This is a genomic window from Chitinophaga eiseniae (assembly GCF_900167135.1).
GTDB lineage: Bacteria > Bacteroidota > Bacteroidia > Chitinophagales > Chitinophagaceae > Chitinophaga > Chitinophaga eiseniae.
The window spans coordinates 25,967-40,328 of the sequence record NZ_FUWZ01000006.1; the positions used below are offsets into that span (position 1 = coordinate 25,967).

The following is a 14,362-nucleotide window of genomic DNA, read 5'->3' on the forward strand; positions in this document are numbered from 1 at the left end:
ACAATCTGTATAGGCTGATTAACAGGGATACCCTTTTTGTCCGCCAGGCCAAGGGCTTTTACCAGTTCCCGGCTGATGCCTGCTGCCTTCCTGTTTTTTTTCAGTCAGGAAGACTGTTCCGCTTTCACGTTGTCTTCATACGCCTTGATGGCTTCATTGATGATCGCCATTTCTTTGCGGGGTTCCTTCTTTTTGCGGTAAAGGACCATCAGCCGGTTATAGGCAGCTGCATTTAATGGATCTTTTTTTACCGCCGCCAGATAAACCTGTATGGCCTTGTCCGGCGCTCCTTCCTTTTCCAGCTGATGCCCTTTTTCAATCAGGCTTTTATGGGATTCTCGTACCATATAGTAGCGGTTTGGATGTGAAAGTCAACCACAAAAATGCGACCACAATCGCTGCCGGAAATTAAAAAATCAGCAGGTTCCGAACCTTTCCGAGAAACACCCGTTTGTTCAGAAAGTGGATATTGCCGTCCCCGATCTGGTACAACTGCCCAAAACTATAACCGGTATCTTCCTCCACGTTGTAAATCTGGCAGACAATAGCATCAAAAGCGCCATCGTTGAGGGTAATCCTGTCTTTATAGGCGAGTACGGCGGTTTCACTGTCATCTGTTTCTGACAGCAGTTCTTCTGCCATATCCAATATCCCGTCCATGTCCCGGGTCTTTATACGCTGGATGGCATCGAGCGGGTCCCCGGAAAGAATGAAAGGTTCAAAATCCCGCTGCAATTGTATCTGCTCAATGGCAATGTTCTCGGCTTTAGCAATGGCTGCCTGTAAAGACGGGGTGAGGTCTGTGTATTCCATCGTGTTGGGTATATATCCATATCAATTTAACCCATATTTACCAGACAAAGGCAATTTATTATGAAGGTAAAGTTCTCACCAGCCTCATCGGGTGTATCCTGCCATGGGCGTCCAAACACATATGGCCTGCCTTGCTGCTTTGATGGAAATTTTTAAATGCTGCAAAACAGCGACAGGCCTGTGTTTTCGTGGCAGTAAACGGATTTATTTTTAAGGCAACCAAAAATGTTACCCATATGAAAAAACTGTTTTTCTCCTTATTGATAGGAGGCGTTTTAGTTAACTGTACTGTGATTGCCGCTGCGGTGGCAAACCATCTTGACCCTATTTCCTCATCAACTGTACGGCAGCAGGTCTATTTCCACGATGTGGAAGAATTTCTGGCACATTACGAGGCATCTCTGGACCAGGGCAACGTATACACCCTGGCGTTAGAGCGCGGCAAAGGAATTTACATTGTCGGCGCTTCTACGACGATCAGCAGCACCACAGAACTCGTTGCTGTAAGGCAACATTCTTACTCCACCAAAGACAAGCTGAAATTCGCCAAATGGTGTAATGAACAGCTGGAGAAAGGTAATGTACTGACTATCGGTAAAGATAAGGACGGTACTTATTGGGCTGATATCAGGAAATAAAGCCCAAACAAATTCAGGAATGATGGATGACAAAAGGCCGCCTCCCGGATAAGGAGGCGGCCTTGCTTTTATGACATACTCTAATTATAATCCTTGTCTGAACCCCAGTAGCAGCAGTAACAACAGCATACCGTTTCCCCCCAGCTGCATCCGTAACAACCGCAACGCTTTCCCGATATGCTTTTCAACGGTGTTGACAGAGATGTTGAGCTGTTGCGCCACCTCCTTGTGCGATAACCCCTCATAGCGACTTAGTAAAAATGCCTCCCGGCATTTATCGGGTAGTAACCCGATCGCTTTATGAAGCATGGTTTCCAGCTCTTTTTGTTCCAGCTGGTTTTCCATGTCGGCATGTTTCTCCTGTAGTAATCCCAGTTGATGATGATGCGTGGTATGAATAAGGTCTGTCCTGATAATATCCAGTATCCGGTTTCTCAATGCTGTAAAAAGATACCCCGCGAGATTGCCGGCATGCCTGATGTCGTTTTTCTTCAGATACAGGCTGATAAATACTTCCTGCACCACTTCCTTTGCTTCCTCCTTTGACCTCAGCCGTTTGTAGGCGGCATTCAGTAGCGGAAGGGCGTATTCATCGTAGATAGCCTCAAAGGCTTCTTCCCGGCCTTCCAGCAGTAAGCGGAAAAGCATGTCCTGGTCGTGTAGTGGCTGTTTGCTGATAGTGAAGATTTTAAAGTACTCAAACTTAACTATTTAAAGCGCTGCCCGGTAATATTATCTTCCCTCAGAATGAGATAATATTAACTTTTTTTAAACCGGATGGCGGTAGTGGGCCAGTTGTTCGTTAATCAGATAAAGGGCTGTTATATGGACAATGATCATCTGTTGATCCTTATCGAAAAGTACTTAAATGGCGAAGCGACGGCGACAGAGAGGAAATGGCTGGAGAACTGGTACGCTTCCTTTGACAACAGCGCCGACTGGCTCAGGGAAGGCGCTGCAGAGGCAATGGAAATAACGGCCGAACTGAAACAGTCGTTGCAGGGCAAACTGGCGGGTGCAGCACAGCTGAAGGCCGTAAATAAACAGGTGTTTTCCCTGAGGCGGAACCGTCGCCTGTTATGGGCTGCGGCCATTGTGTTGTTGCTCGGAAGCAGCGTATTGTTATACCGGTTGCTGATGCCGGCAGGCATAATGGAAACAGTGGTCGCCGGGGCCGGCCCGCGGACTGTGGCTTTGCCGGACGGCTCTGTGGCGTTGTTACAGGCAGGCAGCAGTATCCGCTATGATAAAAAGTTTAATGGCGACCGCCGTGAGGTATTACTGGAAGGCGGCGCACAGTTCAACGTTACGGCACACGCCCATCCCTTTGTCGTCTCCAGCGGGCAACTCTCCACCTGTGTACTGGGCACCGTCTTTACTATTCAGGCTTACCCGGATACAGACAGTATCAGCATCACTGTACTGGAGGGGAAAGTGCAGGTAAGCAAACAACAACAGGTCATCGGAACACTGGGATCGGAAGACAGGCTGGTGTACAACATACCCACAGGCGCGGTGGCCCGGTACCATATTCAAAATAGTGAAGTGCAATGCAACAATCAGACCCTGCAGGAGATCATGGCCCTGCTGGGACAATGGTATGGTTATACCATTCAGGCCAGCGATACTACCATCCTGCAAGAGCGCTACACCGGCAGTCTTAACCGTCATGAAACACTGGAAGAGCTGCTGGCCATACTTTGTGAAGTAAACCATATCAACTATGAAGTAGACAAAAAGAGCAGACAAATTATGCTGACCAGGAAATAAAACGATATCAATCAATCTCTAAATAAAACAGCGAACAACAGAAGAGAAAACAAACAACAAAAAAGCCGTCCCGTGATCAGACAGGACGGCTTGTACGGAGTTCTATTTGCGTAACATAAAACCCACTACAAATCTAATGCAATTTCACGTAAATGAAATAGCACGGCCGCTCTATGGCCGGAACGCCCTGCCACGCCGTGCTATCAGCCAAAATCTAGTTGCCGTCATGCGAATCTCATCTCTATTACTGGCGTTACTGACCGTCGCCGTGTCTGCGTTGAAGGCGGAGGAGGCCGCCGCCCAGCGACTGAAGGCGTTAAAACTGACCATGCAGGCGAGGAACGAGCCCCTGATACAGGTACTGCGTAAAATAGAGCAGGCCACCCCTTTACGTTTCGCCTACAACGCCACACAGGTGAATGGTAACCAGCTGGTGAACGCCGCTTTTAACGACACGCCCCTGGAAGACGTGCTCAATACATTGTTGGTGAAAAGAAGTTATGCCTGGAAAGAAAGAGGGAATAACATTATGATCTCCGTAAACACCGGAGCGGCGGGTAAACCGGCTGTCGACTCCTTTGTGCTCAGAGGCAGGGTCCTCACACAGGAAGAGCCGCCGCAACCTATCCCCGGTACTACCGTCGCCGTAAAAGGCACCACCAAAGGGGTGATCACCGACCCGGACGGCTTTTTCGAAGTGAAAGCCCAAGCGAATGAAGTACTGGTATTTAGCGTCATCGGCTATAAACCTAAAGAATATACGGTGCAACGGAACCAACGTAATCTCGTGATTTCGCTGCAGGAAAATGTCAGCGGCCTCAATGAACTGGTGGTGACAGGCTTCTCGGAGCAGAAGGTAAAACACATGGCCAGTTCCGTTGCTACAGTGAATCTGTCAAATGTAAACAACAAACCCATCACGCAACTGTCACAGGCTTTACAGGGAGGCGTCACCGGCATCAATGTCAACCAGGGCTCAGGACTGCCCGGTGGCGACGCTGCCGCCATCAAGATCAGGGGCGTGGGCACCTTCCTCAGCTCAGACCCGCTGGTGCTGGTAGACGGCGTTCCCTTCGATATGAATAAACTGGACCCCAATACCATCGAAAGCATTTCAGTGCTGAAAGACGCAGCGGCTGCTTCCCTCTACGGCGCCCGCGCCGGCAACGGTGTTATTATCATCACCACCAAAAGAGGGGTGCCCGGCGTGGTTAATGTGCAATATAACGGTTACGCCGGTACGCAGACACCCGTGTATTCACCGGAGTTCGTAGATGCTGCTACCTATATGCGCATGACCAATGAAGCCATCAGGAACAATGGGGGAGATCCGTTGTATTCAGAAGACGTGATCCGGCAAACCGCCGACAGGTCCGATCCGGTAAAATACCCTTCCACCAACTGGAAAGACGAGGTAATACACCAGCAATCCCAGATCCAGCAACACTCCATGTCGGTGTCTGGTGGTAACAGCGCGGCAAGGTTCGCCTTAACTGCCAGTTACCTGAGCCAACAAGGGATGGTGAAAAACTCCTCTTTCAACAAAGGAAACGTACGGGCGAACACCAGCGTGGACCTCAGTAAAAATATCGTGGTGTTTATGGACCTCTTCGCCTCCCGCGAGGAACAAAATCAGCCCTACGCATTAGGTAGAGGGGCGGGAGGTATATTGGGATGGGCCTATACGGCTCCGCCTAACATCGCTGCCAAATACCCGGATAAGCCCGAGCGGCCGGGATACACCTATTACGGTACCTATGGCGAAAGCTGGAACCCGGTGGCCAATACAGAAAGGGGAGGTGTTTCCAACAGGGTCCGGGATGAAATACTGATCAACCTGCGCCCCAAATGGGAGATCATCCCCGGCCTCACCCTGAAAGGACAGTTCAGCTATCGTGTCTCCTCCGGCGCAGACAAAACTAACCGGGACGCCTATATTTTTTTCGATTACTTCACTAACCAGAAAACAGGCCGCGATTTCACAGACATAAAATCCGCCGGCCCCAGCAACCGCTCGGGTTATTATTATACCGGCGGTAACCTCGACTATAATAAATCATTCGGAAAACACCGGGTAAATGCGGTACTGGGCTATTCAAAAGAAATGAACAACCCCGACCCGTGGAAGGAAATAACACTGGCATCGGTTTTTGGGAAAGTGTATTACAGCTATGCCGACAGGTACCTGCTGGAAGCGGGAATGCGGCGAGACGGCTCCTCCATTTTTGCTCCCGGCAAAAAGTGGGGCAATTTCCCTTCCATCGCCGTGGGCTGGAACCTGGGCAACGAGGCGTTTATGAAACCGCTGACTTTCCTCGATCAGCTCAAGTTGCGGGGCTCCTACGGACGGCTGGGCAACAACGCGATCGATCCCTATATGTACCAGTCGACCGTAGACCCGGGCAATGGTAAAGAAAGCACGTTCGGTAACCCCAATATCACCTGGGAAAAAGTAGCGATTCTCGATATCGGCGCCGATATCAGTCTCTTCAAAAATAAACTGGACGTTACGTTCGACTGGTACAACAAAAAAACCAGTGACCTGATACTCCGGCCGCAACCGACGCTTACTTCCGCTATCGGCCTTACCCCTATAAACATAGGTACCATGAAAAACGCAGGCTGGGAAGTGAAACTATCCTACAATACCAACGTAGGAAAGAATGTCAACATCGCTGTTAACGCCGGTTATTCCCGTAATAAATCCACCTTGCTGAAGATGGCGCAAACGCTGCCGCTGATCGAGGGCAACACCATCCGCGAAGTGGGGGGCGCCTTCGCGGAATACTATGGGTTTAAAAGCCTGGGGCTGATCCAACAGGGAGATATAGAAAAAGGCATCGCCATCATCCCGGGACAGGCGGCAGGTGACATCCGTTATGCAGACATCGACAACAACGGTGTCATCGACGACAACGATAAAGTAAAACTAGGCGCCACAGAACCCTACAGTTCCTACTTCGGCAGTATCTCCGTTAAATGGAAACGTTTCGATTTCGAAACGATGATCACCGGTATCGGGCAGGTCGTTAATTTCTACAATGGGCGCATAGCGATCCCCTTCAACGCTGCCAGTGAAGGAGGGACGCCGCTTACATGGCATATGGATTACTGGACGCCGGAAAACCCGGGCGCCCGTTTCCCCCGGTTGCTGCCATCACCGGGGCCTAACGAAAAAGTGTCTGATTTCTGGAGCGTAAACGGCGCCTATGCACGCGTCAAATATATCCAGATAGGTTATCAACTGCCCGTATCTCAAACCGGGCGCATCAAGCTGAAAAGCATACGGGTATACCTGAATGCACAGAATCCGCTGACGATAACGGAAATGGAAGTCAGCGATCCGGAAACACGGGGAGATGAAACAAAATACCCCATCATGAAAATGTATACCGCCGGCTTAAATATCAGTTTCTGATCCTAAAAACATGACGATGAAGAAATACTATATCATTGCGGCCGGCTTGCTGCTGGGCTTTACGGCCTGCAAGAAAAATTTCCTGGTACGGGATAATCCTACCGCCACCACCGATGAAAAATGGTGGAACCTCGAATCAGACCTGCAAAATGCTTTGGGGGATATATATGGCGGCTTGCCCTCAGGTACGCTGAGTGATTATGGCTTTATGTCCAACTGCAGGATGCACCTGGCCGGTACGACCGACGAGGCAGTGTTCCGCGGGAACTACGGCGACTGGCAGACTTTCCCCGTGGGACTGGCCACCAGTCAGACGAATTCCGTGACAGAGATATACAGAAAACACTATTCCTATATCCGCAGCGCCTGCCGGTTCCTGGAAAATTATAACCGCGCCTATGTGGAAGATGCTACCCGTAAAGCTCGTTATGCCGGTGAGGCGCGCGCTTTACGCGCATGGTACCACCTGGACCTTTTCCTGCTGTATGGCCCTGTTCCCATTGTCAGCCACTCATTACCGCCGGAACTGCAGTTCGTAAAACGCAATACGAAAGAAGAGGTGGTCAGCTTCATTGCTGCGCAACTGGATTCTGCGGCAGCAGAATTACCGGCCACTTACCCCGAAAGCGACGTATACCGTATGAGCAAAGGCACCTGCTACGCTATGCAAACCGTGCTTTACCTGAATGCAGGCGACTACGCCAAATGTGCGGAAGCAGCAAAAAAAGTGATCGACCTCAATGTATATGAACTCTATCAAAGCGCACAACCCGGTGTGTCCAGCTATGCATCGCTGTTCTCCTACAGCGGTATGGTCAATAAAGAACGTATCCTGTTCCGCAGGGGCGGGCAAAACGAAGCTTTTTTCCGCAACGCGCCTAAAAGCCTTGGTGGACAAGCGACCACCAATCCTACCGCTGCGATGGTCAATGCCTATGAAACCCTGCAGGGTAAAACGCTGGAAGAGCTGGGACCGGACAGCCTGGCTATTTACCAGGCCCACCCACGGTATAACAATAACCGTGATCCCCGTTTAGCCGCCAGCGTGATCGTGCCGGGCGAAACGTTCGTCAACCGCAAGCTGGAGCCGTTCACCGCCGGCAACGCCGACCAGATAGGGCTCACTCAGTCCACCCAGACCGGTTTCTGGACCAGGAAATACCTGGATGTCCAGGATGCCGGCGCGCCATGGAGCGGCTCCCTCCATTTTATGATCATCCGCTATGCGGAAATCCTGCTGGATTATGTGGAAGCGCTGGTAGAAAAAAATGAGTGGCAGCATCCGGACGTCGTAAAGTATCTCAACCAGATCCGGCGCCGCGCAGGCATGCCGGACGTGGACGTAAGCCGCTACAATTCACAGGCGGCGCTCCGCACATTAATACGCCGGGAGCGACAGGTGGAGCTGGCATTCGAAGGACAGCGGCTGTTTGACATCCGTAGATGGAAAACCGCAGAGGTGCTGCTGAACCAGGCCGCTAAGGGCGCCGTAGACCCCGCCACCGGAAAGGCGGTGGTCGTGGAACAACGGAAGTTCAACGCCCGCCGCGATTATGTGTGGCCTATCCCGCTGATTGAAATGAACACCAATCCCAACATGATACAAAATCCGAACTGGTAAACCGATAGCAACATTAATCGTTTGAACAAATGAAAAGAAGATTTTTAGAGATATGTTTTTCCGGGGCCTTACTGTTTTCAGCCGCCACCGCCACCGCACAGCAGGACGCCGGACTGGCAGCCAACGCCAACGAACCGGAAGCCCTGCGCGACGCACGCATGCGCTGGTTCCGCGATGCCCACTTTGGCATGTTTGTCCACTGGGGTCTGTACAGTGCCGCCGCCGGAGAATGGAACGGGAAAGACTATGATGGCTGTGTGGAATGGATACAGAACATGGCCAACGTGCCGTCAGCGGAATATGCCGCCAAACTGACGCCCCTGTTTAAACCCAAAAAAGGTTTCGCCCGTGAATGGGCGAAAATGGCCAAAGACGCCGGTTGCCGCTACGTGATCTTCACCAGCCGGCATCACGAAGGGTTTGCGCTGCACGACAGTAAAACCACCACCTTCGATGGGATGGACGTAACCGGCAGGGACCTGTTCCGCGAAATTGTCAACGCCTTGCATGAACAGGGACTGCGGATAGGGGTCTACTTTTCGCTGCTGGACTGGCATCACCCGGACGCATATGTGGAACACGGAATGCCCACGCCAGGCGGTGTGAAAAATGAGGGCCGCGACAACGCGAAGTATGTCGCCTACATGCACCAGCAGGCGGAGGAAATGTTTTCCAATTACGGTCCTATCGATGTGGTGTGGTGGGACTACAGCTCCAAAGAGATACAGGGCGAAAAATGGGGCGCTAATGCGTTGGTGGCGATGCTGAAAAAACATCATCCCAATATTATCATGAACAACCGGTTGTACGCCTTTGATAATAACAGCGAATATACCCGCGCGCATGGCGACCTGGTGACGCCGGAACAGTTCATCCCGGAAACCGGCTTTAAAGGGATGGACTGGGAGTCCTGCATGACGATGAACGGTACCTGGGGATACAGCCGTAACAACCAGAAATGGCACACGAAGGAAGAGCTGATACGCAACATGATCGATATTGTTTCCAAAGGAGGGAACTACCTGCTGAACGTGGGCCCGATGGGAGATGGCACCGTTCCGGAAACGAGCGTAGCGCTGATGAAGGGCATCGGCGACTGGATGAGGGTCAACGGGGAATCCATATATGGTACGCGCGCCAATAGCATCGGCAGGGTCAACTGGGGACGTATCACCACTGCGCCGGGGAAATTTTTCCTGCATATTTTCAACTGGCCGGCGGATAACCGACTGCATGTACCGTTATTGCCCGACGCCGGTATATCGCCACAGGCCTTCTTCCTGGCTGATGCAGCGCGTACGCCGCTAAAAATAACCACGGACGAACGCGGGCTGTTTATCGATGTCGGTAATGCTCCATTTAAAAATAGTGCTGCAACGGTGGTGGAGCTGGAGGTTACCGGCACCTCCCTGGTGTCTCAGGGCGTTTTCCCGGAAGCGGACGGCAGCTACCAGCTGGTGGCCGGCGACGCGGTGCTTACCAATGGGGTAGGGCTGTCGGTGGGGGAGCAGGCCACTATCTACAACTGGATGTCTGTCGATGGTACGGCAGCCTGGAACATCCAGGTGAAACAACCGGGCCGCTACAGGATGGTGCTGCGTTTTGCCTGTACGGACGCTTCGGCCGGTGCAAAGGTGGCCGTAAGCGCCGGGAAAACAAAGCTGACCGGCGTGGTGAAAGGTACGGACAACAGCTGGAGCGCGTATCAGGATTGGGACCTGGGAACTGTCACGTTGCCCCAAAAAGGCGTGAATAAAGTACTGGTAAAAGCCCTGACGAAACCAGGACTGGGCGTCATGAACCTGCAGCGCATCCGGCTGATACCCGCCGGGAAATAAACAGGCGGCGCCCCGTTTGCCAGCAAAATGTTAAATCCTGCCGTACCGCGGTTTCATGGCACAACTCTTGGCGGACAACTACAGTATTAAAACTCATCACCATGAAAAAGATATTGTTAGCGTCCACCATTGTAGGAACTGCGGCGGCAGGTTTAATTCTCTACCTGGTCAGAAAAGGGAAGGCAAGGATGATTGACCGCTCTGCCGGTGTTATGGAAGATGATACACATACGAAAGAAAAAATATTCGGGCAGAATCATCATCCGGCGCAGCAGGAAGATATTTACAGCAGCGCAATGGGATAACGGATCTTATCCGGCACATGACCGGGGTCATCAAAAAATGACTGCCGGTTTTTTATTTTCCATTTTATTTTCCCTGCTGGCGGCCTCCGGGCGGTCCCTTCGCGATGATTTTACACGTACGTTACACGAAACGGGATTTTTATCTACAGGAAAGAAAATAAGATAGCGATTATACCGTAATTTTGCGCCGGCATTTCTTTTGAGACCTGCCGGTTGTTAACCATTTTTGTTTACCATGTGAATAAACTATCCGTTACAATGAAACAGAAGTTTTCCTGCTTTTTGATTGATGAAATTCGTGACAACAGAAACCAGTTTTTCCTTGCACTCGATCTGTTACAGGCAACCCGGGCCTGTATTTGTTTTGATAACGCCACCCATGCATTATCCTATGCCGCCCAAAAGGGAGGCAAACCGGACTATATTTTCCTGCATACCCGCCAACCGGGCTTAGACGGCGTCCGCCAACTGGAAGCGCTTCAGCAGTCTCCGCTGCTGGCAGATGTTCCGGTGATTTTCTATGCAGCCTCTTTTAACCCGGAAGATATGACACGGATGAAATTTATGGGCGCTACCGACTGGATGGTTAAACCTTCCAATCTGCATGCGCTGCGTGACGGGCTGAAGCTGATATTTGAGACGGTCAGCGGAAAACAGCCGGCTTCGGTTCCGGAAGTGCAGCCTGCTGCGGTGTTGGTATAACGTACCAGTAGCCGTGCTTTCCGCTAACACCGGACGCCTTCCTGCGCAACCGTCTGCAATGGAACACTTCAACAGCGCGGCTACCGCCCTGCTGGCCTGCTACCGTTTTTCTGATGGCTTTCCGCAATCATCGGCCCGCTATGCGGGCAACTTCAAAAGACGCGCTACAGATACATCCTGTCGTTCAATTGCCATTACTCGTCATAAAACGAACCAGCGGACAGGATACGGTGTTGATATTATTGAATTTTGATAAGGGAATGCAAACTTATCATCATGTGGCCCCGACACCATTAAAGAAAATATTTGATTCCGCACATGAAATGTGGAACGGCCCGGGTGAGAAAGCTGCTGATGAGATACTGGAAAATGAACCGATTTTGCTGCAGCCCTTCCCGGCTGTCGTATATGAAATGGCGCATCATGAAGAGTGATTTCTTTACCCCGGTAGCCACCTACCGCATTCGGTTTAACAGGGATTTTACCTTTACGGACCTCGAAAAACAACTGGATTACCTGCACCAGCTGGGTATTACCACTATTTATGCCTCCCCGGTTTTTGAAACAGCGCCCGGAAGCCGCCACGGCTACGATATCACCAATCCCCGCGAAATCAACAACGCCATCGGCTCGCTGGCGCATATGCGGCAGCTGCATGTAAGGCTCCGCTCTTTGGGCATGAGCTGGATACAGGACATCGTGCCCAATTATATGGCGTTCCATTGCCAGAATGCACGACTGATGGACGCCCTGGAGAGAGGCACGGCTTCCCCTTATTATAATTACTTCGATATCGACTGGCATCATCCGGACCCCGATCTGCATGGAAAGCTGATGGTGCCTTTTCTGAAAAAAAATCTCCGTGAAACCATCGCTGACGGCGGCATCCGTCTCAGTTACAGTACGCTGGGGCTGAGCATGGCTACCGGCGGACAGTGCTACCCGCTGTCTGCCAAAAGCTATCAATGGCTGCTCAGCGTGCTGCCGCCGGGCATGGACGCGGTGAAAAACTGGCTGACGGAGATGAAGGGGAATATCTTACAACGCCGCTCCCTGTCGGACTGGGAAGCGATGAAGTCCCTGCTGAAACCACCCCGTAAGCAAACGTTCCTGCCACTGCTGGACCTGGTGAACAATCATACAGCGCTCCTGCAGGAACTGCTGGAGATACAGCATTATACTTTTACAGCGAGAAGTGAAGCAGATTTTCGTATCAACTACCGCCGCTTTCTTGGTGTGAACGAACATATCGCGCTGCGTATGGAAGACAAAGCAGTGTTTGAGGAATACCATGGGTTTCTGCATCGGCTATACCAGGAAGGCATTATCCAGGGACTACGCATCGACCAGGTCGATGGGCTGCTGGACCCTGCCCGGTATATTTATCATCTCCGGGAACTGTTCGGCAATAACTGTTACATTATCGCAGAGAAAATACTGGCCGGTCATGAAAACCTGCCTGAGCGATGGGCGCTGCAGGGGAGCACCGGCTACGATTTCCTGGCTGGCGTAAGCCAGCTGCTGACCGACGGAGAGGGCATGGAGAAACTGGGCCGCTTTTACCGCACCCATTTCCCGGGCCTTGCCCTATATTCGAAACTGGCCCGCAGTAAAAAACAGCTGGTGCTGGAAAAACATATGAACGGCGAATGGGACAACCTGGTACGGGAAGTCTTCCGTCTGAAGCTGGCGCCGCCGGAGACGGATAAGGGCCGGCTGAAAATGGCCATGAGCGAATTTATAGTATGCCTGCCTGCCAATCGTATCTATCCGGAAGGATGGCCCCTGCCGGCAGCAGATATACGGCAGCTGGACCAGGCCATAGAAGATGCCATCTTACGCAATCCCGCTACCGGTACCGCACTGGAGTTGATCCGCTCTTTTTGGGACCCCGATAAAAAACAACTGCAGACGGCGGCAGCGCTGCTGCTGCTGAAAAAAATTACCCAGTTCGCCGGACAACTATACCGGGAAAGCATCGAGGAGACATTGTTCTACGTATACAATGCATTGCTGTCGCACAACGAAGCCGGCGACTCACCGGTGCAAAACAAATGCACGCTCGACGACTTCCACGAACGAATGACCGTACGGCAGTACCTGTCGCCTTTCTCCCTCAATACCACCGCTACCCACGACACCCGCTGGGGAGAAGATGCCCGTGTCCGGCTCAACGCGCTGACCATCATTCCGGACCTGTGGATACAACAGGTACAGGCCTGGCATACCGCCCATCACGACCTCATCGCGCTGATCGATGAAAAACCGGCGCCGGACCTCAACGACGAATATTTTATTTACCAGACGGTTTTCGCCTGCCTGCCTGCTTCCGGGGAAACAGACACCGGTTTTTCTGCTCGTATCGCCGCCACTTTCCTGAAGGTGGTGCGGGAGGCTAAAGTGCACAGCTCATGGCTGATGCCGGATACCGCCTACGAACTGGCCTGCCTGCAGTTCATCGAAAAGATACTAACGCCCGGCAGCGCTTTTCTTGAGGGAATGCACCAGCTGGCAGAAAAACTCGGCACACACGACCATATCTTTTCCCTGGCACAAACGCTGATTAAAATAACGGCCCCCGGTATACCGGATATTTATCAGGGCTGCGAACTCTGGGATTTCAGTGCGGGTAACAACGACGGGCATCACCCCGTTAACTACCCCCTTCGCCGGAAGCTGCTGGCTACCTGGCAGGACAATGATCACGCCCCGGGCTGGCCGAAAGAACATGCCGGCGCCCATGCCGGAATAGGAAAAGCAAAGCTCTACCTGGTAAATAAAGCGTTACAACTCAGGAATGCGCATGCCTCCCTGTTTATCCAGGGAGAATATATCCCGCTGTCCAGCGGGGAACGAAACAACCAGATTGCCTATGCCCGCAGGTACCGGCAGGATTGGTGTATTATAGTGACACCGCTGCTGCCGGCTGCGCACTTCGGCAAACACGACCTGGCCCCCTTGACCCTGCCGGCCAATGCACCGCTCAAATGGATAAATGTATTCACCGGCGAGGTCCTGATCGCACAAAATGGACAACTGCCCCTGCCCGGTACGCAAAATTGCCCGGTAGTATTGCTTTCCCCGGTACCCGATCATAAGTTCCACCGCTGAAGAAAATATAATTTTTTAAATAATTTATAATATTGTTTAAAAATTTGAACACTGTTCAATATTTTTGTGCTGTCAAAAAAAGTACTGGTGACTGCAATATTTCGCCAGGCAATTCGTCTTCGTCTGAGTATTGACTTTAAAAGTTT

12 protein-coding genes are annotated in these 14,362 nt (G+C 51.6%); 9 read left to right on the plus strand and 3 right to left on the minus strand.

All coding sequences use genetic code 11. The features are described from left to right. Positions 1-104: 104 nt before the first annotated feature. Together B5D63_RS29040 and B5D63_RS29045 are read right to left on the minus strand one after the other, a co-directional pair. Entirely contained in the window at positions 105-347 is a 243-nt protein-coding gene (locus tag B5D63_RS29040) for a tetratricopeptide repeat protein (RefSeq protein ID WP_078672389.1), read from the minus strand. A gap of 61 nt (positions 348-408) precedes the next feature. Next, on the minus strand, positions 409-813 hold the full coding sequence (locus B5D63_RS29045; protein WP_078672390.1) for a hypothetical protein: 405 nt from the start codon (positions 811-813) through the stop codon (positions 409-411). Positions 814-1,049: 236 nt separating this feature from the next. Between B5D63_RS29045 and B5D63_RS29050 the strand changes: the two genes are divergently transcribed. Further along, the gene (locus B5D63_RS29050; RefSeq protein WP_143313173.1) at positions 1,050-1,451 is read left to right on the plus strand and encodes a calponin homology domain-containing protein; all 402 of its coding nucleotides are present in this window, start codon (positions 1,050-1,052) and stop codon (positions 1,449-1,451) included. Between the two features lie 84 nt (positions 1,452-1,535). Here the strand turns inward: B5D63_RS29050 and B5D63_RS29055 are convergent, their stop codons facing one another. Continuing rightward, a complete protein-coding gene (locus B5D63_RS29055; protein ID WP_078672392.1) occupies positions 1,536-2,099 on the minus strand; it encodes an RNA polymerase sigma-70 factor in 564 nt (187 codons plus the stop codon). Positions 2,100-2,276: 177 nt separating this feature from the next. Here B5D63_RS29055 and B5D63_RS29060 point away from each other — a divergent pair, with 177 nt between their 5' ends. The 8 genes from B5D63_RS29060 to treY all read left to right on the plus strand — a co-directional run bounded on the left by B5D63_RS29060 (position 2,277) and on the right by treY (position 14,216). Further along, a complete protein-coding gene (locus tag B5D63_RS29060) occupies positions 2,277-3,221 on the plus strand; it encodes a FecR family protein (protein ID WP_159456209.1) in 945 nt (314 codons plus the stop codon). Between the two features lie 226 nt (positions 3,222-3,447). Then, positions 3,448-6,639, plus strand: a complete 3,192-nt coding sequence (locus tag B5D63_RS29065; RefSeq protein WP_159456210.1) for a TonB-dependent receptor — start codon at positions 3,448-3,450, stop codon at positions 6,637-6,639. 16 nt (positions 6,640-6,655) lie between these two features. Continuing rightward, on the plus strand, positions 6,656-8,260 hold the full coding sequence (locus B5D63_RS29070; RefSeq protein ID WP_159456211.1) for a RagB/SusD family nutrient uptake outer membrane protein: 1,605 nt from the start codon (positions 6,656-6,658) through the stop codon (positions 8,258-8,260). A 29-nt stretch (positions 8,261-8,289) separates the two neighbouring features. Continuing rightward, entirely contained in the window at positions 8,290-10,098 is a 1,809-nt protein-coding gene (locus B5D63_RS29075) for an alpha-L-fucosidase (protein ID WP_078672396.1), read from the plus strand. Positions 10,099-10,199: 101 nt separating this feature from the next. Continuing rightward, the gene (locus tag B5D63_RS29080) at positions 10,200-10,403 is read left to right on the plus strand and encodes a hypothetical protein (RefSeq protein ID WP_078672397.1); all 204 of its coding nucleotides are present in this window, start codon (positions 10,200-10,202) and stop codon (positions 10,401-10,403) included. A gap of 258 nt (positions 10,404-10,661) precedes the next feature. Beyond that, a complete protein-coding gene (locus B5D63_RS29085) occupies positions 10,662-11,105 on the plus strand; it encodes a response regulator (RefSeq protein ID WP_078672398.1) in 444 nt (147 codons plus the stop codon). 113 nt (positions 11,106-11,218) lie between these two features. Then, positions 11,219-11,539, plus strand: a complete 321-nt coding sequence (locus B5D63_RS34830; RefSeq protein ID WP_143313175.1) for a DUF3459 domain-containing protein — start codon at positions 11,219-11,221, stop codon at positions 11,537-11,539. Next, complete coding sequence (gene treY, locus B5D63_RS29095; RefSeq protein WP_159456212.1) at positions 11,529-14,216, plus strand: malto-oligosyltrehalose synthase; 2,688 nt, start codon at positions 11,529-11,531, stop codon at positions 14,214-14,216. Before B5D63_RS34830 ends, treY begins: the two co-directional genes overlap by 11 nt. Positions 14,217-14,362: the final 146 nt, after the last annotated feature.

What these genes read in the sequence shown, in the direction of transcription:
- B5D63_RS29040 (WP_078672389.1), bottom strand. Translation starts at nt 347, where the DNA reads ATGGTACGAGAATCCCATAAAAGCCTGATTGAAAAAGGGCATCAGCTG.
- B5D63_RS29045 (WP_078672390.1), bottom strand. Translation starts at nt 813, where the DNA reads ATGGAATACACAGACCTCACCCCGTCTTTACAGGCAGCCATTGCTAAA.
- B5D63_RS29050 (WP_143313173.1), top strand. Translation starts at nt 1,050, where the DNA reads ATGAAAAAACTGTTTTTCTCCTTATTGATAGGAGGCGTTTTAGTTAAC.
- B5D63_RS29055 (WP_078672392.1), bottom strand. Translation starts at nt 2,099, where the DNA reads ATGCTTTTCCGCTTACTGCTGGAAGGCCGGGAAGAAGCCTTTGAGGCT.
- B5D63_RS29060 (WP_159456209.1), top strand. Translation starts at nt 2,277, where the DNA reads ATGGACAATGATCATCTGTTGATCCTTATCGAAAAGTACTTAAATGGC.
- B5D63_RS29065 (WP_159456210.1), top strand. Translation starts at nt 3,448, where the DNA reads ATGCGAATCTCATCTCTATTACTGGCGTTACTGACCGTCGCCGTGTCT.
- B5D63_RS29070 (WP_159456211.1), top strand. Translation starts at nt 6,656, where the DNA reads ATGAAGAAATACTATATCATTGCGGCCGGCTTGCTGCTGGGCTTTACG.
- B5D63_RS29075 (WP_078672396.1), top strand. Translation starts at nt 8,290, where the DNA reads ATGAAAAGAAGATTTTTAGAGATATGTTTTTCCGGGGCCTTACTGTTT.
- B5D63_RS29080 (WP_078672397.1), top strand. Translation starts at nt 10,200, where the DNA reads ATGAAAAAGATATTGTTAGCGTCCACCATTGTAGGAACTGCGGCGGCA.
- B5D63_RS29085 (WP_078672398.1), top strand. Translation starts at nt 10,662, where the DNA reads ATGAAACAGAAGTTTTCCTGCTTTTTGATTGATGAAATTCGTGACAAC.
- B5D63_RS34830 (WP_143313175.1), top strand. Translation starts at nt 11,219, where the DNA reads ATGGCTTTCCGCAATCATCGGCCCGCTATGCGGGCAACTTCAAAAGAC.
- treY (WP_159456212.1), top strand. Translation starts at nt 11,529, where the DNA reads ATGAAGAGTGATTTCTTTACCCCGGTAGCCACCTACCGCATTCGGTTT.